The organism is Croceivirga lutea (genome assembly GCF_014235875.1).
Taxonomy (GTDB): domain Bacteria; phylum Bacteroidota; class Bacteroidia; order Flavobacteriales; family Flavobacteriaceae; genus Croceivirga; species Croceivirga lutea.
Genome location: NZ_JACJUK010000008.1, coordinates 99300 through 125014, shown reverse-complemented (window position 1 = coordinate 125014; position 25715 = coordinate 99300). Strand labels below are relative to the sequence as shown.

Sequence of the window (25715 nt, the reverse complement as noted above, 5' to 3'; positions counted from 1 at the left end):
AGGTTATTAAATTTTAAAGCTAAAACCTTCTTTCACTTTATTAGAATATTTTATTTGATCGAATTTAAAAAGAAATGAACCCTTTTTAGATTCGGTCATATCTTTTTCATTAAGTTTTTCTAATACATCTAACGTGTTAATTTTATTAGTGAAATTTCGTTTATCTAATTTTTTATCTAAAATAGACTCGTAAAGTAGTTGCAGTTGCTTCATAGTAAACTTGTTAGGTAGCAATTCAAAGCCAATGGGTTTGGTCTGAGCCCTTCTACGTAATCTACGTATTGCACCATCAACCATTTGATTGTGGTCAAATATTAAATCTGGAATTAATTTAACATCAAACCATTTTGCTGTATCTAGTAAAATTCCCTCAAATTGATGGGAAGCAATATCAATAAGCGCGTAATAGGCTACTGAAACTGTTCTTTGGCCAGAATCACGATTTACATTACTATATGTATGTAGCTGTTCTAGGTAAACTTCTTTTAAACCTGTAAGCGCTTTCAAAACCCTTGCAGCGGCCTCATCTAAGTTTTCATTTTTCTTTAAAAACCCCCCAATTAAGGACCATTTATCCTTTTCGGGTTCAAAATTTCTCTTGACCAATAAAAGTTTTAATTTTTTACCGTCAAAACCAAATATGATGCAATCAACTGCTAATAAAACCTGGTCTTCTTTTTCATAATAGTGTAACATCATTTAAGTCTTATTCCTCAAATTTATTCAATACTAAACAATAAGTTTGAATTTAACACTTAAAATAAATTAAAGTCTAACTTATTTATTTAATTTAGAAGTGTGTTTTTTACACTTAATATTTTATAGTGCTAAATTAGTACCAACCTAACTCAATTCCATTTATCAAATTCTAACTGATGAACTCGAAACTATTATTATTACTATGCTTAAAACTTTTAATATTTCAAGGTATAAGTGCTCAGGTAAAAATTAAAATTGAAAAAACAGAAGATGCTCCGCAAATAAGTAAACATATTTATGGGCACTTTGCAGAACATTTAGGCAGGTGTATTTATGAAGGCCTTTATGTTGGTGAAGACAACAAAATAATTCCCAATACAGAAGGGGTTCGTAACGACATTATTGCTGCTTTAAAAGAATTGGACATTCCTAACCTACGATGGCCAGGCGGATGTTTTGCAGACACTTACCATTGGAAAGATGGGGTAGGACCTCAATCAAAACGGCCTACCATAGTAAACCGTTGGTGGGGAGGTACTACAGAGGATAACAGTTTTGGAACGCATAACTTTTTAAATCTATGTGAGTTGTTGGGAGCCGAACCATATTTGTCTGCAAATGTAGGTAGTGGCACGGTTCAAGAACTTGCAGATTGGATACAATACACTACGCATGATGGAATAAGCCCTATGGCTGACTGGCGTCGAGAAAATGGCAGAGAAAAACCTTGGAAAGTAAAGTATTGGGGAGTAGGCAATGAAACTTGGGGTTGTGGTGGTAATATGACCGCAGAATATTACGCGAACATTTATAGGCAATATGCCACGTTTATGACAGATTGGGGTAATGGTGACGGTATTTACAGAATTGCGTCTGGCGCTTCTGAAGATGATTATAATTGGACTGAAACCTTGATGAAAAATGTTCCTTTCAATTTAATGGAAGCCGTAGCACTTCATGATTATGCTGTTTTCGATTGGAATGCAAAAGGACCATCGATAAATTTTGATGAAGAAATCTACTTTAAAACAATGAAGCAAGCTTTGAACATGGACGAATATGTTACCAAACATATTGCTATTATGGATAAATATGACCCTGAAGGAAAGGTTGATTTGTTTGTAGATGAATGGGGCGGTTGGTATGATGCAGAACCAGAAGTTAAAAATGGAGTATTGTACCAGCAAAATACCATTAGAGATGTAATGATCGCTGGTACGGTTTTAAATACGTTCAACAATCATGCACGTAGGGTTAAAATGGCGAATTTGGCGCAAATGGTAAATGTACTTCAAGCGGTGATTTTGACTGATGAAGAAAAAATGATTAAAACGCCAACCTATCATGTTATGCACATGTATAAAGTGCATCAAGACGCTAAGTTGCTACCCACCACAATTGTTGAGAATACCAAATATAGGGGACTACCAGTAATTTCAGTTTCTGCTTCTAAAGATAAAAATGGAGGCTATCATATTTCGTTAGTAAATATTGACCCAGAAAAATCGCATATTGTTGAAATTGATTTAAGTAGGTTTCAGGTAAAAAAACCTTCCGCTTCAATTTTAACATCTGAAAAATTACAAGATTACAATTCATTCGAAAATCCAGAAAAGGTAAAACCAAAAGAATTCAAAGACTTTAAAATAAAAAGTGGAATAATGCTAGTTGAAATACCAAAGCATTCGCTAATTGTTCTTGAACTAAACTAAATCTAGTTTAATGAACAAATATGTCATAGGACTCGATTTTGGTACAGACTCTGTTAGAGCCGTATTAATAAGTACTTCCGATGGTACAGAATCGGCTTCTGAAGTATTTTGTTATCCTAGATGGAAGGCCCAAAAATTTTGTATTGCTACAAAAAATCAATTTAGGCAGCATCCCTTAGACCATATAGAAGGATTACAAACCACGATTGTTTCGGTAATTCAAAAAAGTAAAATATCTGCAGAGCAGGTATTGGGTATTTGTATTGATACTACGGGCTCCTCACCAATGGCTATCACCGAAAATGGTGAAGCTTTGGCGTTGACTAAAGGTTTTGAAGAAAACCCTAATGCCATGATTATACTTTGGAAAGACCATACCGCTGTTAAAGAAGCTAATGAAATTAATGACTTGGCAAGAAATTGGGGAGGAGAGAACTTTACAAAATACGAAGGGGGAATCTATTCTTCTGAGTGGTTTTGGGCAAAAATTTTACATGTAATACGAGAAGATGAGGTAGTTAAGAATGCAGCTTTTACTTGGATGGAAAATTGTGATTATATGACTTACTTATTGGCCGACCAAAAAGATTTAACAGCTTTCAAACGTAGTCGTTGTGCTGCAGGTCATAAAGCCATGTGGCATAAATCATGGGGTGGTTTACCTTCTAAAAGTTTTCTTTCAAAGTTAGATTCCTATTTAGCAGAACTAAAAGATAACTTATATGTAGATACGTTTACCTCAGACCAAATAGCAGGTTACCTAAATGCACAATGGGCACAAAAATTAGGCCTAACCACCAATACGGTTATTGCTGTGGGAACCTTTGATGCCCATGCTGGAGCCATTGGAGCAAAAGTGGATAAAAACTCTCTGGTACGCGTAATGGGTACTTCAACATGTGATATTATGGTTTCGCCATATAGTGTTATTGGTAACAATACGGTTAAAGGCATTTGTGGTCAAGTAGATGGTTCAGTTATACCAGGTATGATAGGATTAGAAGCTGGGCAATCTGCTTTTGGTGATGTTTTGGCGTGGTTTAAAACAGTATTGTCTTGGCCCATAGATAATTTAGTCATGAAATCTGACATATTAACTGCAACTCAAAAAGAAGAACTACAGCAAGAAATTGATAAAAACTTTATTCAAACTTTGGCGCAGCATGCTGAGAGAATTTCGCTTTCTGATGCAATTCCTGTAGCCTTAGACTGGGTAAATGGAAGACGAACACCAGATACAAATCAAGAGTTAAAAAGCGCGTTTACAGGTATTTCTTTAGGTACAAAGGCACCACATTTGTTTAAGGCTTTGGTCAATGCCATTTGTTTTGGCTCTAAAATGATTGTAAATCGTTTTGAGGAAGAAGGTGTTCAAATCCACAACGTTATTGGTATTGGAGGTGTAGCACGTAAATCTCCTTTTATTATGCAGACTTTAGCCAACGTACTAAACAAACCTATAAAAGTGGTAAAATCCAATCAAACTCCTGCACTGGGCGCTGCTATTTATGCAGCAACAGCCGCTGGTGTTTATGATACGGTTATTAATGCCAGTAAAGTAATGGGGAGTGATTTTGAGGCCGAATATTTTCCTCAAACAGACACAGTGACCGAGTTAAAACAACATATTGAAGCTTACAAAAAACTCGGATTTTTCGTGGAACAATTAACTAAAAAAATAAGTAAAGATGTCATCGTATAAATTATTGAAACAAGAATGTTTCGAAGCTAATTTGCAGTTGCATACACTGGGCTTGGTTATTTACACTTTTGGTAATGTTAGTACGGTAGACCACGATAAGGGTGTATTTGCCATTAAACCTAGCGGTGTGCCGTATACAAATTTAAGACCAGATGATATGGTGGTAATAGATTTTGATAATATGGTGGTAGAAGGAGCTCTAAAACCATCATCAGATACAAAAACCCACTGTTACCTTTATAAGAACTGGGAACATATTGGTGGTATAGCTCATACCCACGCAATGTATTCAGTTTCTTGGGCACAAGCACAAAAAGATATTCCCATTTTTGGGACAACACATGCCGACCATTTAACAAAAGATATTCCTTGTACATCACCTATGGACGACGATTTGATTGTTGGTAATTATGAACACAATACAGGAGTTCAAATTTTAGATTGCTTTACAGAACGAGGTCTAGATTACCAAGAGGTAGAAATGGTGTTGATAGGTAACCACGGCCCGTTCACATGGGGCAATAATGCTGCAAAGGCAGTTTATAATTCTAAAGTGTTAGAAACTGTAGCGCAGATGGCTTATCTCACTATTCAAATTAACCCTGACGCACCAAGATTAAAAAACTTACTTATAAAAAAACACTACGACCGTAAACATGGTAAAAACGCTTATTATGGTCAATAAAAAACTATGATTAAAATTTCAAATAAGGAAATTTGGTTCGTAACCGGTAGCCAACATTTATATGGTCAGGAGACCTTAAAGCAAGTAGCCCAAAATTCAGAAACCATCGCAAAGGCACTACATAATTCAGAGGTAATTCCTTTGAATATTGTTTTTAAGCCTATTGTAAAAACACCATTAGAAATAACCAATTTGTGCATACAAGCTAATGCTACAAAAAATTGTATTGGTATTATTATGTGGATGCACACCTTTTCTCCTGCCAAAATGTGGATAAATGGTTTAAGAATTCTGCATAAACCTCTTTGTCATTTTCATACCCAATTCAATGCAGAAATTCCTTGGGAGCATATTGATATGGATTTTATGAATTTGAACCAATCGGCACATGGCGACCGAGAATTTGGCCATATGATGTCACGAATGCGTATTAATCGAAAAGTTATAGTAGGCCATTGGAAAGCAGAAAGTGTTCAGCAAAAAATAGGACTTTGGTCCCGTGTTGCCCTTGGTGTAGATGAAATGCAGCAACTTAAAGTAGCTCGCTTTGGTGACAATATGCGAGAAGTTGCGGTAACAGAGGGTAATAAGGTAAGTGCCCAAATAACTTTTGGAATGTCTGTTAATGGTTTTAACGCGTCTGATATTACATCAAAGATAGAGAGCTTATCTCAAGAGGAAATTAATAATCTTTTGGCAACTTATGAGCAAGAATATCGCTTAGCTTCAGAATTGGCAAAAGATGGAGCCAAGAGAGAATCACTTATTGAAGCCGCTAAGATTGAGTTGGCCCTACGTAGGTTTTTAGAAGAAGGTGGTTTTAAAGCTTTTACCGATACTTTTGAAAATCTAGGAGACCTTAAGCAATTACCAGGTTTGGCCGTGCAACGGTTAATGGCAGATGGCTATGGTTTTGGTGCGGAAGGTGATTGGAAAACAGCGGCACTAACCAGGGTAATGAAGGTTATGGCCACAGGGTTGGAGGGTGGAACTTCTTTTATGGAGGACTATACCTATCATTTTAATCCAGTAAAAGATTTGGTATTAGGTTCACATATGTTAGAAATTTGTCCAACTATTGCCGATACAATACCCTCTTGTGAAGTACATCCTTTAAGTATAGGGGGTAAGGAAGACCCGGTTCGCTTGGTTTTTAATTCTCCTGCCGGTTCTGGTTTAAATGCATCTTTGGTTGATTTGGGCAATAGGTTTCGATTAATTGTGAATGAAGTTGAAGCAGTTGAACCTTTGGCAGATTTACCTAAATTACCTGTTGCACGAGTGCTCTGGAATCCAAAACCTAATCTAGAAATTGCAACTACGGCTTGGATTTTGGCAGGAGGGGCCCACCACACAGTGTATACAAAGGCACTAACGTCAGAGTTTTTAGAAGATTTTGCTGATAGCTTCGGAATTGAACTTTTGGTGATTGACTCTGATACTAAAATCCGAAATTTTAAAAACTTAATTCGAGCTAATGAAGCTTATTACAGTGGTTTTTTACGTGGTTAATAATAGTAAACTGAATAAAATGAAATTAAAACAAACTAAACTTATAGGTTTTACGATTTTTGCCTTAGTGTTTTTTTTAAGTTGTAAGCAAAAAAACAAAGAGCAATCTATATTAGAAACCAAAGCAAGCAAATCCATGAAAATTGAAAAATCTGTATTTGGAACATTGAAAGATGGAACCCAGATTGACGCGTACACCCTTACCAATGCTAATGGTATGGAGGTTACGATTATTAGCTATGGTGGTCGAATAGTTTCTTTAAGAGTACCCAATAAAAATGGAATCATTGCTAATGTTACTTTAGGGTTCGATACAATTGATGATTACGTTATAGAAAATCCATTTTTTGGAGCTTTAGTTGGTAGGTATGGCAACCGTATAGCAAAAGGTAAATTCAGTTTAGACAATAAAGCGTATACACTTGTTACAAATAATGGTGAAAATCATTTACATGGTGGTACTATTGGTTTCGATAAAGTTATATGGGAAATTGAACCTATTGAAGGAGAAACTGAGTCAAAACTAAAGTTAAATTATACTAGCAAAGATGGTGAAGAAGGGTATCCCGGAAATTTACAAGTTACTGTAATTTATTCTTTGAATAACCAAAATGAACTTGCTGTTGACTATAAAGCAGAAACAGATAAAGCTACCGTTGTAAATCTTACACACCACGCCTATTTTAATCTTTCTAGCGATTTTACAAAGAATGTTCACAATCAAGAAGTTCAGATAAATGCCAATACATTTTTACCTGTTGATGAAGGGTTAATTCCTACAGGAGAATTTAGAAGTGTTACTGAATCACCTTTTGACTTTACAAACCAAAAAGCCATAGGCCAAAATATTGATGATGATAACAAACAATTAAAATTAGGCGGGGGTTATGACCATTGCTGGGTATTAAATGGTGAAAACGGAACATTACGTAAAGTTGCAACAGCTTATGATCCTGTAAGTGGCAGATTTTTAGAAGTATCTACAACTGAACCTGGAATACAATTTTACACCGGTAACTTTTTGGATGGTTCTTTGCCCATACCTGGCAATGAAGGGGGGTATGATAAAAGGTCTGGATTTTGTTTAGAAACTCAACATTTTCCAGATAGTCCAAATCAACCAAATTTTCCTTCCACAAGACTTAATCCAGGAGAAATTTATTCCACAACAACTATTTTTAAATTTTCAACTAAATAAATTAAAAACTGAATTTAACCAAACAACCAACCAAAAATGAAAACCTTAGACTCTTTAGACTGGATATTTATTGCAGTCTATTTTACCGTACTAGTTGGTATCGCAGTATGGATTATCAAAAAGAAAAAAAGCAATACCGAAGACTATTTTTTAGCTGGCCGTAATGTTGGATGGTTTGTGGTGGGTGCGTCAATTTTTGCCTCTAATATTGGTTCTGAACATGTGGTTGGATTAGCTGGAGCCGGTGCGGGTGATAAATTACCCATGCTCATTTACGAAATCCATGCGTGGTTGGTACTAATGTTAGGCTGGGTGTTCTTGCCATTCTATGCTAGAAGTGGAGTATTCACCATGCCGGAGTTTTTAGAGAAACGTTTTGATGCACGTTCGCGTTGGGTGTTGTCCGTGTTTTCGATAATCGCTTATGTGTTAACTAAAATTTCGGTAACTATTTACGCTGGTGGTGTAGTGGTTTCAGCATTATTAGGAATCGATTTTTGGACTGGAGCAATTGCCACGGTGGTATTAACAGGTTTGTATACGGTTCTTGGCGGTATGCGAGCTGTTGTTTATACTGAAACACTTCAAGCAATAGTACTTGTAATTGGAGCAGCTGCGCTAACAATAATAGGTTATAATCACGTAGGTGGCTGGTCAGAAATAAAGGCTACTGTAGGTCCAGAATATTTAAATATGTGGAGGCCCGCTACCGACCCCGATTTTCCATGGCCGTCTTTATTGATTTCTAGTACTATTGTAGGTATTTGGTACTGGTGTACTGACCAATATATTGTACAACGTGCGCTTACGGCAAAAAACATTAAAGAGGGTAGAAGAGGAACTATTTTTGGAGCGTTATTAAAATTACTACCGGTATTCTTGTTTCTGATTCCGGGTATTATTGCATTAACCCTTAAAATGAAAGGTGAGCTACATTGGAATTCACCGGATGAAGCTTTCCCAGTTTTAATGAGTAATTTATTGCCTTCTGGTCTTCGAGGTCTTGTAGCTGCTGGTTTATTGGCAGCTTTAATGAGTTCACTAGCTTCAGTATTTAATTCTTGCTCTACCTTATTTACGGTTGACATTTATAAAAAACTCAGACCAAATACACCAGAAAAAAAACTTGTTCGCACAGGTCAAATAGCAACAATAATTACTGTGATAATTGGTATTATTTGGATACCTATTATGGCAAATATTTCAGGTGTTTTATATGAATATTTACAAAAAGTTCAAACGTATGTGGCTCCTCCAATTGCAGCGGTTTTCTTATTAGGAATATTTTATAAACGAATTAATGGTATTGGAGCCCTAGTAACTTTAGTGCTTGGGTTGTTTGTAGGTTTCTTAAGATTAGGATTAGAATTAGCAAAGGAATCTATGAATGTAGATGGCTTTTTCTATAAGATGGCTGATATGAACTATCTAACTTTTGGTGCTTGGTTTTTCTTAGGATGTGTAATTTTGGCTGTAGGCATTAGCTTAGTAACCGCAGCACCCTCCAAGGAGAAAGTTATCAACTTAACATTTGGTACGTTAACTGATGAAGCTAAATCAAAAAATAAAGGAAGTTACGGTATTTTTGATGTGGTTCTTTCCATCATTATTCTTGTTATTGTCGCAGGTATTATGCTATTCTTTAATGGAAAATAGAACTGAAAATAATATAGATTTTTGGCCACATTTATGTGGCCTTTTTTATTTATTTACCAGCATTTCTTCTGTGGCAACTGTTCTAAATCCCAAATGCTCCATACCTGAATCTGGACTAGTAGCCATACGAGCAGAAATGCGATAACTGGCACAATAACTGGCACTGCATAAAAAAGAGCCTCCTTTGATAACACGCTCTTTTGCATACGGATTATTAGGTGTGAAAGGTTCCTTTGCTCCAGATGGATTGTTAGAATGCTGATTTGCAATTTCACTATAATAATTAGCATTATACCAATCACTTGTCCATTCCCATACATTACCCGCTATATCAAAAAGGCCAAAATCATTTTTTGGGTATTGCATCACTGGTGCCCTACGTTCATATCCGTCAGCTTTACTATTATTTACAGGAAACTCACCTTCCCAAGTGTTAGCGTAATATCTCAGTTGATTTGTTTCATCACCCCAAAAGAAAATTGCTTCTGCTTTTCCTCCTCGAGCAGCAAATTCCCATTCGGCTTCAGTTGGAAGTCTTCTGTTGGCCCATTTACAATATGCCATTGCATCTTCAAAAGCAATATGAACTACAGGATAATTTTCTTTACCTTCTATGTTAGAAGTGGGTCCGTTCGGATGTTTCCAGTTAGCGCCTATTTTCCATTCCCACCATTGAGAGTAATCATATAAATTTGGAACGCTAGATTTTGTTTTCTTGAAAACCAATGAGCCAGGCTGTAAAATGCTATCATGAGGTTTTGGTGTACCAGCTGGCAACTGATTCTTCATTTCTTCCCAATCTATTTTGCGTTCTGCTACGGTAACATAACCTGTGGCTTCAATAAATTTTGAGAACTGAGCATTGGTAACTTCATGTTTGTCCATAAAAAAACCGTCAACAGTCACCTTATGTGACGGTTTTTCATGGGCCATTGCCATTTTATCTGTGGAAGTAGCTCCTTGCATAAAAGTTCCACCGGGTATCCAAACCATGTTTTCTGGAATAGTTTCCTTTGGTTGTTTGCTTTTTAATTCTAAAACAGGTTCTACTTTTTCCTTTTTTAATTTTTGTGTTTGTTCTTTTTGAGCTGTTGAGTTTTTACAGGATACTATAAGTACGCCTAAAAAAATAGCTAGTAAATAGCAAAGTGATTTACTCATGTAAATAATTTGGGTATAAAGAAATAACTTTCTATTGTTTTTGTTTCATGTTTTCCCATTTTTCAACAATAGGTTCTAAAATGTGGTCTTCTACCCCCCATACTTTACCTTCTTTGGCTAATGGCATAAAATCATCTATATATTGTTGACTTAAGGCGTTACTATCTCCGTATTCTTCGCGCAATTGGTTTAGTTTCTGATGTAGTGCTTCTTTTACAGTAGCATAGGCAGGGTCATCGTAATAATTATGTTGTTCTAAGGGGTCTTTTTTTCGGTCTATCAATTCCCAATAATCCAAATCAAAATAGTAATGAATTAGTTTGTAGTCTTTAGTAACCACTGCATAATGTCTATTTACATTGTGCTCTGAAGGATGCTCATAATAATGATAGTATACCGCTTCTCTATTCCAATTTTCCAAATCATTGGTAAGTACTGGTAGCATGCTTTTGCCTTGCATATCTTCTGGTTGTTCAACTTTAGCAGCTTCAAGAAATGTTTGCGCAAAATCTAAATTTTGAACTAATTCATCAGAAACACTACCTGGCTGAATTCTATTTGGCCAAGAAACTAATAAGGGGGTTTTAAAACTTTCATCATATACAAAGCGCTTGTCAAACCAACCATGTTCACCCAAATAGAAACCTTGGTCAGATGTATACACAATAATTGTATTTTCTATAAGATTATTGGCCTCAAGATAATCCAATACGCGACCTACATTTTCATCAACAGACTTTATGGTACCCAAATAATCTTGCATGTATCGTTGATATCGCCATTGTGCAATTTCTTTTTCAGTCATGTTAGAAAAGTCATTTATAAACTTTTCTGCTACAGGTCTATATGCGGCATCAAAATTGGCTTTTTGCGTGGAATCTAATCTTTCATAACTATTGCTAAATCTTCTTTTGTCAAATCCTATTTGTTCTTTTAAACCTAATTTATCCATTACATCTGGATACAATTTAGAGTCTGCCGCCCAACCCATATCACCATTAATTCTCATTTCAGCAACTTTGGCTGCGGGCATACCTTCATAATCATCAAACAACGTTTCTGGTTCCTCAAAGGTTTTATTTGTAAATTCTTGCATATGCCTTTCTGCCATATACCAAGAACGGTGAGGCGCTTTATGCAAATACATTAACATAAATGGTTTTTCTTCAACTCGTTCTTTCTTCAACCACTCTAGCGTCATGTCTGTAATAATATCAGTTACGTAACCCTGAACTTGAATTTCTCCTTCATTTTTAGTGATGAAGTCGGGATTATAATAAGAACCTTGTCCCGGTAGAATTTTAAATTGGTCAAAACCCTTTGGGTTATTACCAAAATGTAGTTTACCAAACATGGCTGTTTGGTAACCCGCTTTCTGTAGTAATTGAGGAAAAGTTACATTGGTAGTATCAAAAGGTGAGACATTATCAATTTTACCGTTTAAATGAGAGTGTTTGCCTGTAAGTATAGTTGCCCTAGAGGGCGCACAAATTGAATTGGTTACACTAGCATTGGTAAATAGCATACCCATTTTAGCAATACGGTCAATATTAGGTGTCTCTATTAAGTTATTATTATAGGCAGAGATGGCTTGGTAGGCATGGTCATCAGACATTATAAAAACTATGTTAGGCTTTTCAGTGGTGCCGTTTTTCTTTTCTAAGTCTTTTTTCTTTGACTCACTACAAAATCCTAACAGCAAAGCCAATAAAATGTATACTGGAAATAGTTTCATTGGTTATTCAGTTTTTTCTAATTAATTAGAATATAAAGGTTGTAAATACTCCTAATGTGGTGTAATGAAAGTATGTTATTTTTTTGGTTAAAAAAATTTCATTGTCGCAGTAAATGGCTTTAAAAATTAAAATTTGTTGAATAAATTTAACTTACTTTAATTTTAAAGTCTCAAATAGAGACAATAGCAATGGATGATAGTTTTCTAAATTTAACTTTTATTACAATGCTTTATGTGGTAACAAATGCTAGTTAAGTATTAATGCTAGATTTGTTAAAATAATAAACTAACGCAAAACTAAATTTAATTATATGAAGACCAATAAATTAATGCGTACATCTTTAACAATATGTGCTTTAATCATTGTATTTTCCTGTAAAGAAAAAGCAAAAGAAACCGCAGAATCCCTTGAATCTGAAACTAAAGAAGTAATGGCTAAAAAATTTGGAGGCTTAGCGCTATATACCCTGCGCGATGATATGGGTAACAATGTTGATGCAACTTTAGAAGCTGTAGTTGATGCCGGGTATGCTTATGTAGAAGCCGCAGGTTATGATGATGGTAAGTTTTATGGTATGGAACCAGAGGCTTTTAAATCAAAATTAGAGGGCATGGGTTTAACACCTTTAAGTACTCATCAAGGTAGTGTAACCCTCGATAATGCAGATGAGATGATAGCTGATGTTAAGGCAGCTGGTTTTACCTATTTTGTTGTGCCTGTACCACCAATGGGTATGTTCACTTTTGACCGTGAGACCAAAACCTTGGGTATGAAAGGTACTGTACAAGAATTGACAGCTATTCTAAACACCCTTGGTGAAAAATGTAATGCTGCGGGCCTTCAATTACTGTATCATAACCATGATTTTGAATTTAAAGCTAATGAAGACGGGGTAGTACCCATAGATTATTTGTTGGAAAATGTGAATCCTGAATTTGTAAACTTTCAAATGGATTTATATTGGGTAACTGCCGCTGAAGCTGATCCTTTAGCTTATTTTGATAAATATCCTGGGCGTTTTAAAGGATGGCATGTAAAAGATATGGATGACCAAGGTAGATTTGCAGCTGTAGGCCAAGGTAATATTGATTTTGGTAAAATTTTAGCCCAAAAAGAGAAATCGGGAATGGAATTCTACTGCGTTGAGCAAGACCAAACCTTTGATGGTTTATCGCCTTTAGAAGCAATTAAAATTAGTAGAGAAGGATTAAAGAAATTCGGTTTCGATTAAACAATATCAAGTAGAATATGTTGAATCCCGCTACGGCGGGATTTTTTTTTGCTATTTTTAAGAACACTGCATAAAACAACTAAACAACCAACATGATAGTAAACAAGCCGCTACTTTACTTGCTTGTTATCATCCTTTTTTTTGGATGTAAGAATCAAGATTACAGTTTAAATCTATCGCTTAAAAAAGATGAACGTATTATGCTCATTGGTAATAACCTTTGTTCGCGTATGATGAATTTTGGCTATTTTGAAACCGAAATGCAACTAAGAAATCCTGAGAAGCAATTGTTTATTAGAAACATGTGCGACGGAGGGGATACTCCAGGTTTTCGACCACATTCTGGTAGATTTACACCATGGGCATTTCCAGGCGCTGAACAATACCAAGATGAATTGGCTAACTATTCTAATAGTCAAGGCCACTTTGAAACTCCAGACCAATGGCTCACTCGATTAAAAGCCGATGTTATTTTAGCTTTTTTTGGTTATAATGAATCTTTTGAAGGCAAAAAAGGCGCTGAAAGCTTTAGAAATGAATTAAATGATTTTGTGCAGCACACCTTAAGGCAAACGTACAATGGTGAAAAGGCACCTAAATTAGTTTTAGTGTCACCCATAGCTTTTCAAGATTTATCAGATACCTATGACCTACCAGATGGTACAAAGGAGAATAAAAACCTAGAGTTATACACTAAAATAATTGAAGAAGTAGCAAAAGAAAATCAAGTGTTTTTTATTGATGTTTTCCACGAAACCAAATCATGGTTCGAAACAGGTGATGTACTAACAATAGACGGGTTTCAATTGAATGATAATGGCTATCAAAGATTTTCTAAATTATTGGTAGACCGCATTTTTGGAGGAATAAATAATAGCGATACGGCAACTACAGCGTTAGTTAAAAATGCGGTGTTAGAAAAAAACTGGTTTTGGCAAGACGATTACAAAAGCCCTAATGGGGTACATGTGTATGGTAGACGCTACAACCCGTTTGGTCCAGAAAACTACCCTGACGAAATTAAGAAGAAGCGTGAAATGACTGCTATTCGCGATACCGCTATTTGGAAAGCCTTAAAGGGAGAAAAAATGAATCTCACCGTTGCAGACGCAAAAACACATCCACTACGAGAAGTAGAGACAAATTTCACCAATGGTGATTATGGTCGTGGGGAAGCTAAATATTTGTATGGTGAAGATGCCTTAGCCACACTAAAAACAGCTCCTGGTTATAAAATAGAGTTGTTTGCTTCAGAAGAAGATTTTCCTGATTTGGCGAATCCATGCCAATTGTCTTTTGATAATAAAGGTAGGCTATGGGTGGCCGTAATGCCAACCTATCCACACTACCGTACCGGAGACGCTAAACCTAACGATAAGTTATTAATTTTAGAAGATACTAATGGAGATAATAAAGCCGATAAGCAAACTATTTTTGCTGATGGGCTTCATATACCTGCAGGGTTTGAACTTGCGCCAGAAGGCGTTTACGTTTCTCAAGGCACTAATTTAAAATTGTTAATAGATGTTGATGGTGATGACCAAGCCGATAAAACAAAAATTATTTTAAGTGGTTTTGATGACCATGACACACACCACGTTATCAGTGCTTTTTGTGCAGACCCTTCTGGAGCAATTTATATGGGTGAGGGCGTGTTTTTACATACTAATGTTGAAACACCTTATGGCACTGTAAGAGCTACAAATGGAGGGTTTTATCGTTATACTCCTCAGCAAAAAAAATTACAACGCGTAGCACAAGTACCTATTCCTAATCCGTGGGGTACCGCTTTTGATAAATGGGGACAACCTTTTTTCTTAGAAACATCAGGTACTGAAATTCGTTGGATGCGACCCGGAAGTATTAAAAATAGATATGGGCAGTTTAATGATTTAGGGCCAACTTTTGTGCCTGATAAAGATAGAGTTCGTCCAACCTCAGGTTTAGAATTTGTTTCTAGTAGTCATTTTCCAGAAGAAGTTCAAGGCGATATGCTACTCAACAACACCATTGGATTTTTAGGCATGCGTCAACACCAGGTTATTGATGAAGGTAGCGGTTATCAATTGAAAAAAAGACAAGACTTAATTGAAGGAACCGATAAGAATTTTAGACCTGTTGACATGGAATTTGCTCCAGACGGTTCTCTTTACTTGGTAGATTGGCATAATGTTCTAATTGGGCATATGCAGCATAATGCTAGAGACCCCTTGCGTGATCATGTGCATGGTAGAGTGTACCGAATTACCTATCCTTCTAGGCCATTAGTTGAGCCGGCTCAAATACATGGGACTTCAATTGAAACCCTACTAGATAATTTAAAATTACCTGAATTTCGTAGCCGTTATCGTACGCGACGTGAACTGCGAGGAAGAAATGCAGACGCGGTTACGGCTGCGATTCAAGATTGGGTAGCTGGGTTAGATACTTCCGACAGTGATTATAATCACCATTTATTAGAGGCGCTTTGGGTTACTTGGGGAGCCAATATGATTAATCAAAATTTACTTGAAAAATTATTAAAAGTAGAAGATTATCGAGTACGAGCAGCTGCTACGCAAGTCTTAGGGTATGTAGGACATCAAGTGCAAAATCAAAGCGACTTATTACTACAAATGGCAAAAGATGAAAATGCCAGAGTACGAATGGAGGTTTTAGTCGCAGCTTCTTGGCTTTCAAAAGAGAAAGGGCTTAAAGTTTTAGAAAAGATTGGAGAGCAACCTTTTGATAAATGGCTAAAGGTTCCTTATAAACGCGCAATAGCGCATCTTAAGGGTGAAAATTTAGAGGTGCAAGAAAAGGAAATTTCTACCCACCTAGAGGGTAAAGAACGAGATTTGTTTGTTCTAGGTAAAGAAATTTATGAGCGGGAGGGGTATTGTGTTACGTGTCATCAAAAAAATGGTGAAGGATTAACAGCATCAGGGTTTCCACCATTACGACAATCTAAATGGGTGGTAGAAGATGAAGAACGCTTAATTAAACTTACGTTAAACGGTCTTATGGGCCCCATAGAAGTACAAAACTTGTTATATGATGGGCAAGTACCCATGACACCTTTTGGAGGTATGTTGAATGATGAGGAAATAGCCGCAGTACTTACTTATGCTCGTAACTCTTTTAGTAATAGGGCTAAACCCATTTCTGCTGAAATGGTAAAACAAGTACGTGAAAAAACAAGAGATAAAAAAGGGTTTTACACTGCAGAAGAGCTTTTAAAAACACATCCACATAACATCATTACTGGTAAAGCCTTAGTAAACTAAATTATAATGCTGAAGAAAGTATATTTTTTAATGTTTGTTATAGTAGTTGCATGTAGTTGTAAAGAGCTAAAAAAAGAAGTAAATACGCATGAAACAGCAAAAAATGAAGTTGTAGAGTGGCTTTCATTTAAAGGGGAAGATAGCGTTCAAAAAGAGAAGAATATTGTTTTAATTTCGGGTGATGAGGAGTATCGTTCAGAAGAAATGCTGCCGCAATTTGCTAAAATTTTAAGTCAGAAACATGGCTTTAATTGTACGGTTTTATTTGCTCAAGATATTGCTCAACCTGGGTTTGTAAATCCTAATTACAGCTTTAATATTCCAGGGTTAGAACATTTACAACAAGCAGATTTAGTGATTTTATTCACTAGATTTAGAGCACTACCTACTGAACAAATGCAATTTTTTGAAGCTTATCTAAAAGAAGGAAAACCCATAATCGGTATTAGAACAGCTACTCATGCATTCAATTTTGAGAACAAAGAACATCCTTATGTGCATTATGGGTGGAATTACAGGGGCGAGAATCAAGATTGGCAATTAGGGTTTGGCAAAAAGGTTTTAGGAGAAACGTGGTATACACATCATGGAAATCATAAACATCAGAGTACAAGGGGTATAATTAATAATGAACTGCAATCACATCCTATTTTAACGGGTATAAAAAACGGTGCCATATGGGGGCCTACAGATGTTTATGGTATCAGAACTCCTATTTCAGTTGATACACAAGTATTAGTTTACGGAAAATCTGTGGAGCGAAAGAGAGAATTTAATGAAAAGGATAGGTTTTACGGTATGCAAGAGTCTGATACCGTTGCAGCAACTTTGGCAGGAGCAGAAGGCAAGACATATAATCCTAACGAAAATATGCCTCCAATTGTTTGGCTAAAATCGTATCAATTAGAGAACGGTAAAAAAGGTAAAGCTTTGACTTCTACTATAGGAGCGGCAACAGATTTTTTAGACTTAGAAGTGCGACTACTTTTAGTTAATGCATCTTATTATTTATTAGACGAAAAAATAGTACAAACACCTGACGTTGGGTTAATTGGTGATTATAATCCATCTCAATTTGGTTTTCATGACGATGGGTATTGGAAAGAAAAAAGTTTAAAGGTTCAAGATTTTAGGTGAGAATATTTTAAACATTTTCATTTTTATCTTTTTTCAAAGCCATCAAATGTATATATTTGCGCCCGCAAAAAGGTCGCGTAGCTCAGCTGGATAGAGCATCTGCCTTCTAAGCAGACGGTCGAAGGTTCGAATCCTTCCGCGATCACTAGTAAACAAAGAGCCTCTGATTTTTCAGGGGCTTTTTTCTTTAAAAAAATGCATACTTTATTTTTTCAGGGGCATATCAACACCATCTGTAATTGAAGACTGTATATAGTTGGGCTTAACATAATTACAGTAATTTTTAAAACAGCAATCTTTATAAAAATGAATCGCGGTAATTATGGGTAAAATAAAAAAACTAATTCTGTCGCACAGACTTAACAATTGTTTTAAATTGAATCTTTTGAGAAAGAAGTTATGTATTTAACTAAGGGTTACAACCTAAACTTTAGTAGATACCATTTGTAAAGCAATAGGTTAATTTAGTTATCATTTGGTTAATTGCCATGTTAAGTATACTTTTTTCAGTTTCTTCGTTCAAAAATTATAGCTATGAGAATATTTGTTGATATGGATGAGGTAATTGCTGATACCTACCAAGAACATATTAATATCTACAATAAAGAATTTAATGCCAATTTTACAAAAGTTGAAGCGGAAAATAAATGCTCTGATTTTTGGAAGTGTGTGCCCCCAGAACACCAGCAAAATGTAAAAGACCATGCTAGGCAGGTAGGTTTTTTTAGAAATTTAGCTGTGATACCCCATAGTCAAGAAGTTTTAAAAGAATTATACCATAAGCACGAAGTTTATATAGCTTCAGCTGCTATGCAATTTCCAAATTCTTTAAAAGAAAAATCTGATTGGTTAGATGAACATTTTCCTTTTATCAAGTGGCAGCATCGTATTTTATGTGGAGACAAACATATGCTTAAAGGTGATGTTTTAATTGATGATAGAGCGTATAATCTAGAAAGGTTTGAGGGCAGAGCTATCCTGTTTACTTCTCCTCATAATATTGGCGAAGAACGTTTTGAACGCGTATCTTCATGGCTTCAAATTGCTGAAATGCTCGTCTAAATGAGAATTGTAAGTTGTTTTTTTCTTTTAGTATTATTAACCAGTTGTGCGGCTCAGAGTCAGCTAGTGGCAGGCGAAGAATTAACGGTTACTGAAGAAAAATTTGCCTATTATTTGTACTATCCAGAGGGTTATGAAGTGGATAAAGAGGAAGGCTTTGGTTTACTCTTATTCTTACATGGCGGTGGTGAAGCAGGTGGAGATTTGGAAGAATTAAAACGAGTTGGACCCCCTAAAATGCTTAGAGGTGAAAAGGATTTTCCTTTTTTGATTTTAGCACCACAAAATCCACATAAAAAGAAATGGTGGAATATAGAAGCTTTAAATTTGCTTTTAGAAAAAATAGTTGCCGAAAATAACGTTGACCGTAATCGAATTTATTTAACTGGGTTAAGTAGGGGAGGAAGTGCCGCTTGGAATATGGCCGTACAATACCCTGAAAAATTTGCTGCTTTAGCTGTTGTTTGTGGAATGGCACCCGCGCCATACGCCAGTTGGTTAGATAAAAAAATGCCTATCTGGGTTTTTCATGGAGATGAAGATGAAGTAATACCAGTGCAAGAATCAGATATAATGGTTAAAAAACTCAAAGAAATGGGCTATACCGTAACCTACACCAGATACAAAGGGGTGGGGCATGAGTCTTGGGTTCCAGCTTATGAAACTGATGAACTTTATGAATGGATAGCTTCTCAAAAAAGATTGTAATGAAAAAGTTTGTAGTCTTCATAGTAGTATGTATGGTATTAGCCTGTAAAGAAGCAAATACAAAGGTCAATAATACAGCAAAGAAAGAGACTGTGGTGCTTACAGAAACAACCTTAGAAATTGTTGATAAGCCTGAAGCAAGTGTACCTCAAACAAAAAATACTACACCGTTAGAAGAATTAGCAGACACTACATTTATACGTTTGGCAGATTATAGCAACGATTTTTTTTATGATATGCGGTATGCTACTACCAATAACTTTTTAAAGGCTAAGGTATATGATTGTGCAGAATGTTATATGCGAGTAAAGACTGCAAAAGCACTTTTAAAAGCTAATCAAGAATTTAGGTCAAAAGGCTATGCTATTAAGTTTTATGATTGTTATAGGCCTAACTCGGTTCAATATAAAATGTGGGATATTGTTCCAAATCCGCAATATGTTGCAAATCCGGTAAAGGGTTCAATTCACAATAAAGGTGGTGCTGTTGATATTACGTTAGTGAATTTAGAAGGCGAAGAATTACCTATGGGAACAGATTTTGATTTTTTTGGTAAAAAGGCGCATCATGACCATACAGATTTACCTCAAAACATACTTGATAATCGTAAATTGCTAAAAGAAACTATGGAGGCTCATGGTTTTTGGTCTATAAGAACAGAATGGTGGCATTATAATTTATCTGCTGGTTCTAATGACAAGGTGGCAAATTTTAAATGGGATTGTGAATGAGGTATTTTAGACTTTGGCCTATACTTTTAATTGTTTCTTGTAAAACAGTTGGCAGGTTTCAAGACTTGGAGCCCACCTGTATGCAAGATACGGTTGAGAAGATACTTGCTATACCGCCAAAAACACCAAGAGCAGAGATACATCAGGGCACTTATAATGGCGAGAAAATATACGTTTATAAAGAACAGCGAGACGGTAGAGAGTTTTCGATAGTTCTTAATGATAAATGCGAGTATTTATGTGAAGTTGGCGGCTTTGCATCACTTAATAACTGTCCAGATTTAATGCTACTTAAACTAAAGAATATTGAAATTATCTGGTTAGACCCAAGGTAACTAAACAACCTTTTTAGTGCTTATACAGTAGAGTTTATCTTCAATAGTGGTGAAAAATAAATAGTCTATACCACCATCTTTTATTTTAGATATTTTTCGGATTTCAGCCACACTTAACGGAAAATTCCGTGTGGTAATATTGGCCTTTTTAAACCCCAATTTTTTTAAATTTTTCTTTTGAAATGGAATGGTGTCTACAACCTCAAAAACTCTTCCTGGAAAATTTTGGACACTGTTGGCAGTGTATAGATGCGAGTGCTCCGCTAGTTTATCTAACTTAAATTTCTCAGAAATAGTCTTAAAACCGCCCGATTTTAGTATAGCTGCGTTGGGTTCAAACAGATATTTTTTAGGCATTGCGTAAGAAACCTTAGCATTTTTTTCATCATTTAAGTAAAATGAAAACTCATTGGTATGTTCTCCAACAATATTTACCGTTTTAATAATGGGTTTTTCTTGATTGTGTTTTTTAAGTAAGAATAACAATTCCTTTACTTCATTTTTTACCGCGACTATATGAATTTCAGCAACCCATATCAATTCAGAAATGCCTAGACTAATATCTAACAGAGGAGCAGTTTTAATTAGAACAGTATTAGTTTTTGCAAATAATTCATTTAGGTGTTCAGGAACATTGGGGTGATAATCGGTAAGTTTAAATACTTTTCCTTTTACAGAATCTCTACGAGATGGGTCAATATAAATATAATCGAATTGGTAGGGAGATTGTTTTAGAACTTCCAATCCGTTTTTAGCAATGGTATCAATGTTTTTGACATTAAGTTGTAGATAATTTTGAGCTACAATTTTAGATAGTTTCTCATCAACCTCGCAATGTGTTACTTTTTTTATTCGCTTTGCGAAATAATAACTATCAACGCCAAACCCACCGGTTAGGTCTATTAGCGATTCTCCAGAAACCAAATTAGCTTTATAAGCCGCAGTTATCTCTGAAGAGGTTTGCTCAATATTTATTTTTTTAGGATAATAAATGCCAATGGTATTAAACCATGTAGGTAATTTAGTTTGACTTTTTTTCTTGCACTGTATTTGTTCTGCTAATTCTTTTTGAGTAACTCCTTTGAACTGCGGTTTAGACAATAACAGTTTTACCACATCTGTGTTTAGATTTTTAGTGATAAAATCTTGTACAGCTGGCTTTAGAATGTCAAAATTCAAACTTTATAGATTTTTGGTAAATTTTTGCACAAACGGATTGTCTGACAAAAATTGCTTCAAAACCACTTTTATTGCCGTATATCCTGGAACCGCAATTACCATACCCGTTATACCAAATAACAAACCGGCAATTATGATAATCAAGAATATTTCTAACGGATGAGATTTCACAGAATTAGAAAATATAAAAGGTTGTGAAAAGAAATTATCTATTAACTGGCCTATTAAAATACCAATAAGAACGTACCCAGCTTTGGGTAAGATAACGCTACTAAAATCCATTCCTAAATGGCTTGTCATGGTAAGTGCAATCATTATTGCACCGCCAATTAACGGCCCTATGTAGGGTATTATATTAAAGAGTGCGCATAAAAAAGCAATTACCAAAGCATTTTCAACGCCTACGATAAAAAGGGTAATGGTATAAATAACAAAGAGGATAAACAGTTGTAATAGAATACCCCCAAAATAGCGTGATAATAGGTTGTTAATTTTATTGATAGATTGTGAAGTTTTATCCTCTTTTTCGTCTGGTATAAAGGTCATTAAACCTGTTTGCATGAGTTTGCTATCCTTTAGAAAAAAGAACGAAATAAATAACACAGAAAATAAACCTACACTAAACTCACTTACTACATTTACGGTAGCATTTAGAATATTTGGAATAAAATTTAAGTCGATACCAGATAAGAAGTTTTTTTCTAATTCAGAATCTTTTATTAGATCATCAACATCTGCTTTAGAGGTTCCAAAATAATCCATTACTTGAACATAAAGTTCATTTAAATTTTTTTGTAGCTCATCAACATTAAGTAGAGATAGGTTTTTACTCTGCTCATTTATTAAGGGAATAAATAACGACAGTATTCCCATGAACACGCTAAGTATTAATAGCATGGTTACAATAACAGCTAGAGTCTCAGGAAATTTGAGTTTACGTATTAAAAAATTAACAATTGGTCTACCCAACAACGCTAGTACGGCTGCAATTACCAAATAAGCAATTACAGAGCGTATAGCATATAAAAAGTAACCTAGTAATACTATACCAGCTATGATGCCAACTGCCCGTAAAATACCGGTTGAAATGGTTTTAGAGGTCATGATTTAAATACGTATTCAACAATGTTAGCGCCCATTTGTAAGGCTTTAGTTCTAACTTCTTCAGGGTCTTTATGTACAGAAGGGTCTTCCCAACCATCACCTAAGTCACTTTCAAAAGTAAATAACAAAACCAATCTATTTTCATGAAAAATACCCAAGGCTTGTGGTCTTTTTCCATCATGTTCATGAATTTTAGGTAAACCGTTTGGGAATTTATAGTTCTGGTCGAAAATAGGATGTTCTTTCCCTAACTCAATAAATTCTTTTTCTGGGAATATTTTTTTGAGTTCTTTTTCAAAATACTCTCGCATACCATAATTATCATCAACATGTATAAAGCCACCAGAAAGTAAATAGTTACGTAGATTTTCTGCCTCTTCTTCTGAGAAGAAAACATTGCCGTGACCTGTCATGTATAAAAATGGATATTGATATAAACCAGTACTGCTAGGCTCCACAGTTTCTGGCTCTGGATTTATTTTGGTATTAATGTTTTGGTTGCAAAAAGTAATTAAATTGGGTAAAGCTGTAGGGTTTGCATACCAATCTCCACCTCCACCATATTTTAAAACAGCAATTTCTTGAGCAAAAATACTTGTGCTTAAAAGAATAAATGTAAATAGTAAAACTTGATGTTTATTCATACGACTAAAAGTACACTTATTCTTTTAGTTATTTATCATATTAACTGTACAGCAAGCTACTATAGCTGCTGTTTCTGTCCGAAGTCTATTTCTACCCAAAGAAATAGGTTTATACTTGTTTTCTAAAGCCAAGTTAATCTCAGCAGGTGAAAAATCGCCTTCTGGGCCAATCAAAACAATTACATCTTTATCTGCATGCAAACATCTTTTAAACTCTGCTTTATCGGCATCTTCACAATGTGCTATAAATTTTTGTTGTGCCCCCGCGTTTTCTATGAACTGGCTGTAACTGGTTAACGGATTTAATTTTGGCAATTTGGTTTGCAAAGATTGTTTCATAGCTGACTGTAGAACACGTTCATAACGTTCTTGTTTTATTACTTTTCGTTCAGAATTATCACAAAGTAGGGGTGTAATTTCGTCTATACCAATTTCAGTTGCTTTCTCTAAAAACCACTCAAAACGGTCATTCATTTTGGTGGGGGCTACTGCTATATGTAAATGATACAGTTTTGGAATAGATTTTTCTGTTGAAACTAACTGTACTTTACATTTTTTAGGGTCTGCTACTAAGATTTCTGCTTTGAACAAAGAACCTTTGCCATTAGTGATATGTAAAATATCTCCTTCTTTTTTACGCAATACTTTTACAATGTGTTTGCTTTCATCTGCCGGAAAAACAAATTGTTGTGCACTATTATCGAGTCTAGAGTTATAAAATAGTTGCATGGTAAAAGTGTTAAGATTAGTTTTTTAATTTATTTTTTGCGTGTTCTAAACCTAGTGTTATCCAAAAGTCTAGTTGTTTATGTGTCTTATAGAATTCTGATACTACAAAAACAAATTCTTTCATTGCCTTACCTGTAAAATCCATAGGTCTTACACCATCTTTTGCTAAAACCTTCTCCATTTTTTCTGATATAACGCGTACCATTAAATCATCGTTGATAATGCCAACAGTCATTTTACCTTGATAAAGAAATGCAATGCCACCAAACATTTTTTTTGAAGTAACGGTTATTCCTCGGAGTTCAAAAGTTTGCTTAAGGTCTTTAGCAAGTTCTTCATTAAATGCCATGGGCTAAAAATTAGATTACATATCTAGCTTTTGCTACAACACTTTGATTCACAAAATCTTTGTTTAGGTATTTTAAATACCCTACTATACCTATCATGGCAGCATTATCTGTACAATATTCAAATTTTGGAATGTAAGTTTCCCAACCCATTTTATTTTCAGCTTCTCTTAGGCGTTGTCTTATGCCAGAGTTTGCTGCAACTCCACCACCAATTGCCACGCGTTTAACCTCAGTTTGTGCTACGGCTATAGTTAATTTATCCATCAAAATTTCAAGAATGGTATATTGTATAGAAGCACAAATATCTGCTATGTTCTCTGACTTAAATTGTGGATTTTTTTGAGTTTCGCGCTGTAAAAAATAAAGTATACTAGTTTTTAATCCACTAAAGCTAAAATTAAGCCCGTCTACTTTTGGTTTAGGAAAAGGATATGCCAAAGGGTTACCTTCTTTAGCGTAGTTGTCAATCAATGGACCACCTGGATAGGGTAGACCTAATATTTTGGCAGATTTGTCAAAAGCTTCTCCAACGGCATCATCTAAAGTTTGCCCTAATACCTCCATTTCAAAATAGCTTTTAACCAAAACAATTTGTGTATGACCTCCACTTATGGTCATAGCTAAAAACGGAAATTTTGGTGTTTTCTGTGTTTTATCTTCAATAAAATGGGCTAATATATGTGCTTGCATATGATTAACCTCAATCAAAGGTATAGCAAGACCTAAGGCTAAAGATTTTGCAAAAGAAGTTCCAACCAATAGTGAACCCATAAGGCCAGGCCCTCTTGTAAATGCAATGGCACTTAATTGGTTTTTGTTGATATTTGCTTGCTTTAATGCTTGGTCAACCACGGGAACGATATTTTGTTGATGTGCCCTAGAAGCTAATTCTGGTACAACGCCACCATATTTTTGATGAATTTCTTGGTTAGCAACCACATTACTAAGTACCTTTTCATTGGCTAAAACAGCTGCAGAGGTATCATCACAAGAAGATTCTATGGCCAAAATATATTTTGTCGAATTTTGCATTGAGTTTGGAACAAAAATTGTCCCACAAAAATAAAAGTTAGCTTCCTATCAAAAAACTCCGTAAAATAGTAATTCGTGTTTTGATGTTAATCATTCTGATTTTCGTCTTGATTACTTTGCTATTTTCTCTTCCTGCGGTACAAACT

Annotated in this window: 22 protein-coding genes and 1 tRNA gene; 14 read left to right on the top strand and 9 right to left on the bottom strand. The window is 35.3% G+C overall.

The genetic code is table 11. From position 1 onward, the window contains the following. Positions 1–6: 6 nt before the first annotated feature. Complete coding sequence (locus tag H5V42_RS13405; protein ID WP_185783699.1) at positions 7–696, bottom strand: NUDIX hydrolase; 690 nt, start codon at positions 694–696, stop codon at positions 7–9. 179 nt (positions 697–875) lie between these two features. Between H5V42_RS13405 and H5V42_RS13400 the strand changes: the two genes are divergently transcribed. Genes H5V42_RS13400 through H5V42_RS13375 form a run of 6 tightly spaced genes read left to right on the top strand, consistent with a single transcriptional unit; the run spans position 876 to position 9164 of the window. After that, on the top strand, positions 876–2411 hold the full coding sequence (locus tag H5V42_RS13400; RefSeq protein ID WP_185783687.1) for an alpha-N-arabinofuranosidase: 1536 nt from the start codon (positions 876–878) through the stop codon (positions 2409–2411). Positions 2412–2421: 10 nt separating this feature from the next. Beyond that, positions 2422–4113, top strand: coding sequence for a ribulokinase (locus H5V42_RS13395; RefSeq protein ID WP_185783686.1), 1692 nt, complete (start codon positions 2422–2424; stop codon positions 4111–4113). Continuing rightward, positions 4100–4798, top strand: a complete 699-nt coding sequence (locus H5V42_RS13390) for an L-ribulose-5-phosphate 4-epimerase (protein ID WP_185783685.1) — start codon at positions 4100–4102, stop codon at positions 4796–4798. The genes H5V42_RS13395 and H5V42_RS13390 overlap by 14 nt, the downstream gene beginning before the upstream one ends. Before the next feature lie 6 nt (positions 4799–4804). Beyond that, positions 4805–6310 (top strand): L-arabinose isomerase, encoded by a 1506-nt coding sequence (gene araA, locus H5V42_RS13385; RefSeq protein ID WP_185783684.1) that lies wholly within the window; start codon positions 4805–4807, stop codon positions 6308–6310. A 19-nt stretch (positions 6311–6329) separates the two neighbouring features. Further along, positions 6330–7508 (top strand): aldose epimerase family protein, encoded by a 1179-nt coding sequence (locus H5V42_RS13380; RefSeq protein ID WP_185783683.1) that lies wholly within the window; start codon positions 6330–6332, stop codon positions 7506–7508. A gap of 36 nt (positions 7509–7544) precedes the next feature. Further along, positions 7545–9164: a sodium:solute symporter gene (locus tag H5V42_RS13375; protein WP_185783682.1), complete on the top strand. Its 1620-nt coding sequence runs from the start codon at positions 7545–7547 to the stop codon at positions 9162–9164. Positions 9165–9209: 45 nt separating this feature from the next. Here H5V42_RS13375 and H5V42_RS13370 read toward each other — a convergent pair whose 3' ends face one another. Both H5V42_RS13370 and H5V42_RS13365 read right to left on the bottom strand, forming a co-directional pair. Then, positions 9210–10325 (bottom strand): formylglycine-generating enzyme family protein, encoded by a 1116-nt coding sequence (locus tag H5V42_RS13370; protein ID WP_185783681.1) that lies wholly within the window; start codon positions 10323–10325, stop codon positions 9210–9212. Between the two features lie 31 nt (positions 10326–10356). Continuing rightward, positions 10357–12060 (bottom strand): sulfatase family protein, encoded by a 1704-nt coding sequence (locus H5V42_RS13365; protein ID WP_185783680.1) that lies wholly within the window; start codon positions 12058–12060, stop codon positions 10357–10359. A gap of 311 nt (positions 12061–12371) precedes the next feature. Between H5V42_RS13365 and H5V42_RS13360 the strand changes: the two genes are divergently transcribed. The 8 genes from H5V42_RS13360 (at position 12372) to H5V42_RS13325 (ending at position 20531) form a co-directional block, all read left to right on the top strand. Then, positions 12372–13292: a sugar phosphate isomerase/epimerase family protein gene (locus tag H5V42_RS13360; protein ID WP_229665628.1), complete on the top strand. Its 921-nt coding sequence runs from the start codon at positions 12372–12374 to the stop codon at positions 13290–13292. Positions 13293–13384: 92 nt separating this feature from the next. Further along, on the top strand, positions 13385–16558 hold the full coding sequence (locus tag H5V42_RS13355) for a PVC-type heme-binding CxxCH protein (RefSeq protein WP_185783679.1): 3174 nt from the start codon (positions 13385–13387) through the stop codon (positions 16556–16558). Between the two features lie 6 nt (positions 16559–16564). Continuing rightward, on the top strand, positions 16565–17695 hold the full coding sequence (locus H5V42_RS13350) for a ThuA domain-containing protein (RefSeq protein ID WP_229665629.1): 1131 nt from the start codon (positions 16565–16567) through the stop codon (positions 17693–17695). Positions 17696–17766: 71 nt separating this feature from the next. Then, positions 17767–17840, top strand: a tRNA-Arg gene (locus tag H5V42_RS13345). 389 nt (positions 17841–18229) lie between these two features. Then, on the top strand, positions 18230–18757 hold the full coding sequence (locus H5V42_RS13340) for a 5' nucleotidase, NT5C type (RefSeq protein ID WP_185783678.1): 528 nt from the start codon (positions 18230–18232) through the stop codon (positions 18755–18757). Beyond that, positions 18758–19465, top strand: coding sequence for a carboxylesterase family protein (locus H5V42_RS13335; RefSeq protein ID WP_185783677.1), 708 nt, complete (start codon positions 18758–18760; stop codon positions 19463–19465). It begins immediately after the preceding gene. Beyond that, a complete protein-coding gene (locus H5V42_RS13330) occupies positions 19465–20196 on the top strand; it encodes a M15 family metallopeptidase (protein ID WP_185783676.1) in 732 nt (243 codons plus the stop codon). Before H5V42_RS13335 ends, H5V42_RS13330 begins: the two co-directional genes overlap by 1 nt. Continuing rightward, positions 20193–20531, top strand: coding sequence for a DUF6970 domain-containing protein (locus H5V42_RS13325; RefSeq protein WP_185783675.1), 339 nt, complete (start codon positions 20193–20195; stop codon positions 20529–20531). The genes H5V42_RS13330 and H5V42_RS13325 overlap by 4 nt, the downstream gene beginning before the upstream one ends. On the opposite strand, the gene H5V42_RS13320 is transcribed toward H5V42_RS13325, so the two are convergent. The 6 genes from H5V42_RS13320 to tsaD are packed head-to-tail and all read right to left on the bottom strand — an operon-like array spanning position 20532 to position 25569. Beyond that, positions 20532–21710, bottom strand: a complete 1179-nt coding sequence (locus tag H5V42_RS13320; protein ID WP_185783674.1) for a class I SAM-dependent methyltransferase — start codon at positions 21708–21710, stop codon at positions 20532–20534. Positions 21711–21713: 3 nt separating this feature from the next. After that, positions 21714–22814 carry an AI-2E family transporter gene (locus H5V42_RS13315; protein ID WP_185783673.1) on the bottom strand — a complete coding sequence of 367 codons (1101 nt, stop codon included), beginning with the start codon at positions 22812–22814 and terminating at the stop codon, positions 21714–21716. Further along, entirely contained in the window at positions 22811–23458 is a 648-nt protein-coding gene (locus H5V42_RS13310; protein ID WP_185783672.1) for a DUF4159 domain-containing protein, read from the bottom strand. Before H5V42_RS13310 ends, H5V42_RS13315 begins: the two co-directional genes overlap by 4 nt. Before the next feature lie 24 nt (positions 23459–23482). Further along, the gene (locus H5V42_RS13305) at positions 23483–24187 is read right to left on the bottom strand and encodes a 16S rRNA (uracil(1498)-N(3))-methyltransferase (protein ID WP_185783671.1); all 705 of its coding nucleotides are present in this window, start codon (positions 24185–24187) and stop codon (positions 23483–23485) included. Between the two features lie 16 nt (positions 24188–24203). Then, on the bottom strand, positions 24204–24536 hold the full coding sequence (locus tag H5V42_RS13300) for a TfoX/Sxy family protein (RefSeq protein ID WP_185783670.1): 333 nt from the start codon (positions 24534–24536) through the stop codon (positions 24204–24206). Positions 24537–24546: 10 nt separating this feature from the next. Next, positions 24547–25569: a tRNA (adenosine(37)-N6)-threonylcarbamoyltransferase complex transferase subunit TsaD gene (gene tsaD, locus H5V42_RS13295; protein WP_185783669.1), complete on the bottom strand. Its 1023-nt coding sequence runs from the start codon at positions 25567–25569 to the stop codon at positions 24547–24549. Positions 25570–25715 lie beyond the last annotated feature (146 nt).

Excerpts from the sequence above, each read along its gene's own strand:
- H5V42_RS13405 (WP_185783699.1), bottom strand. The coding sequence starts at position 696 with ATGTTACACTATTATGAAAAAGAAGACCAGGTTTTATTAGCAGTTGAT.
- H5V42_RS13400 (WP_185783687.1), top strand. The coding sequence starts at position 876 with ATGAACTCGAAACTATTATTATTACTATGCTTAAAACTTTTAATATTT.
- H5V42_RS13395 (WP_185783686.1), top strand. The coding sequence starts at position 2,422 with ATGAACAAATATGTCATAGGACTCGATTTTGGTACAGACTCTGTTAGA.
- H5V42_RS13390 (WP_185783685.1), top strand. The coding sequence starts at position 4,100 with ATGTCATCGTATAAATTATTGAAACAAGAATGTTTCGAAGCTAATTTG.
- araA (WP_185783684.1), top strand. The coding sequence starts at position 4,805 with ATGATTAAAATTTCAAATAAGGAAATTTGGTTCGTAACCGGTAGCCAA.
- H5V42_RS13380 (WP_185783683.1), top strand. The coding sequence starts at position 6,330 with ATGAAATTAAAACAAACTAAACTTATAGGTTTTACGATTTTTGCCTTA.
- H5V42_RS13375 (WP_185783682.1), top strand. The coding sequence starts at position 7,545 with ATGAAAACCTTAGACTCTTTAGACTGGATATTTATTGCAGTCTATTTT.
- H5V42_RS13370 (WP_185783681.1), bottom strand. The coding sequence starts at position 10,325 with ATGAGTAAATCACTTTGCTATTTACTAGCTATTTTTTTAGGCGTACTT.
- H5V42_RS13365 (WP_185783680.1), bottom strand. The coding sequence starts at position 12,060 with ATGAAACTATTTCCAGTATACATTTTATTGGCTTTGCTGTTAGGATTT.
- H5V42_RS13360 (WP_229665628.1), top strand. The coding sequence starts at position 12,372 with ATGAAGACCAATAAATTAATGCGTACATCTTTAACAATATGTGCTTTA.
- H5V42_RS13355 (WP_185783679.1), top strand. The coding sequence starts at position 13,385 with ATGATAGTAAACAAGCCGCTACTTTACTTGCTTGTTATCATCCTTTTT.
- H5V42_RS13350 (WP_229665629.1), top strand. The coding sequence starts at position 16,565 with ATGCTGAAGAAAGTATATTTTTTAATGTTTGTTATAGTAGTTGCATGT.
- H5V42_RS13340 (WP_185783678.1), top strand. The coding sequence starts at position 18,230 with ATGAGAATATTTGTTGATATGGATGAGGTAATTGCTGATACCTACCAA.
- H5V42_RS13335 (WP_185783677.1), top strand. The coding sequence starts at position 18,758 with ATGAGAATTGTAAGTTGTTTTTTTCTTTTAGTATTATTAACCAGTTGT.
- H5V42_RS13330 (WP_185783676.1), top strand. The coding sequence starts at position 19,465 with ATGAAAAAGTTTGTAGTCTTCATAGTAGTATGTATGGTATTAGCCTGT.
- H5V42_RS13325 (WP_185783675.1), top strand. The coding sequence starts at position 20,193 with ATGAGGTATTTTAGACTTTGGCCTATACTTTTAATTGTTTCTTGTAAA.
- H5V42_RS13315 (WP_185783673.1), bottom strand. The coding sequence starts at position 22,814 with ATGACCTCTAAAACCATTTCAACCGGTATTTTACGGGCAGTTGGCATC.
- H5V42_RS13310 (WP_185783672.1), bottom strand. The coding sequence starts at position 23,458 with ATGAATAAACATCAAGTTTTACTATTTACATTTATTCTTTTAAGCACA.
- H5V42_RS13305 (WP_185783671.1), bottom strand. The coding sequence starts at position 24,187 with ATGCAACTATTTTATAACTCTAGACTCGATAATAGTGCACAACAATTT.
- H5V42_RS13300 (WP_185783670.1), bottom strand. The coding sequence starts at position 24,536 with ATGGCATTTAATGAAGAACTTGCTAAAGACCTTAAGCAAACTTTTGAA.
- tsaD (WP_185783669.1), bottom strand. The coding sequence starts at position 25,569 with ATGCAAAATTCGACAAAATATATTTTGGCCATAGAATCTTCTTGTGAT.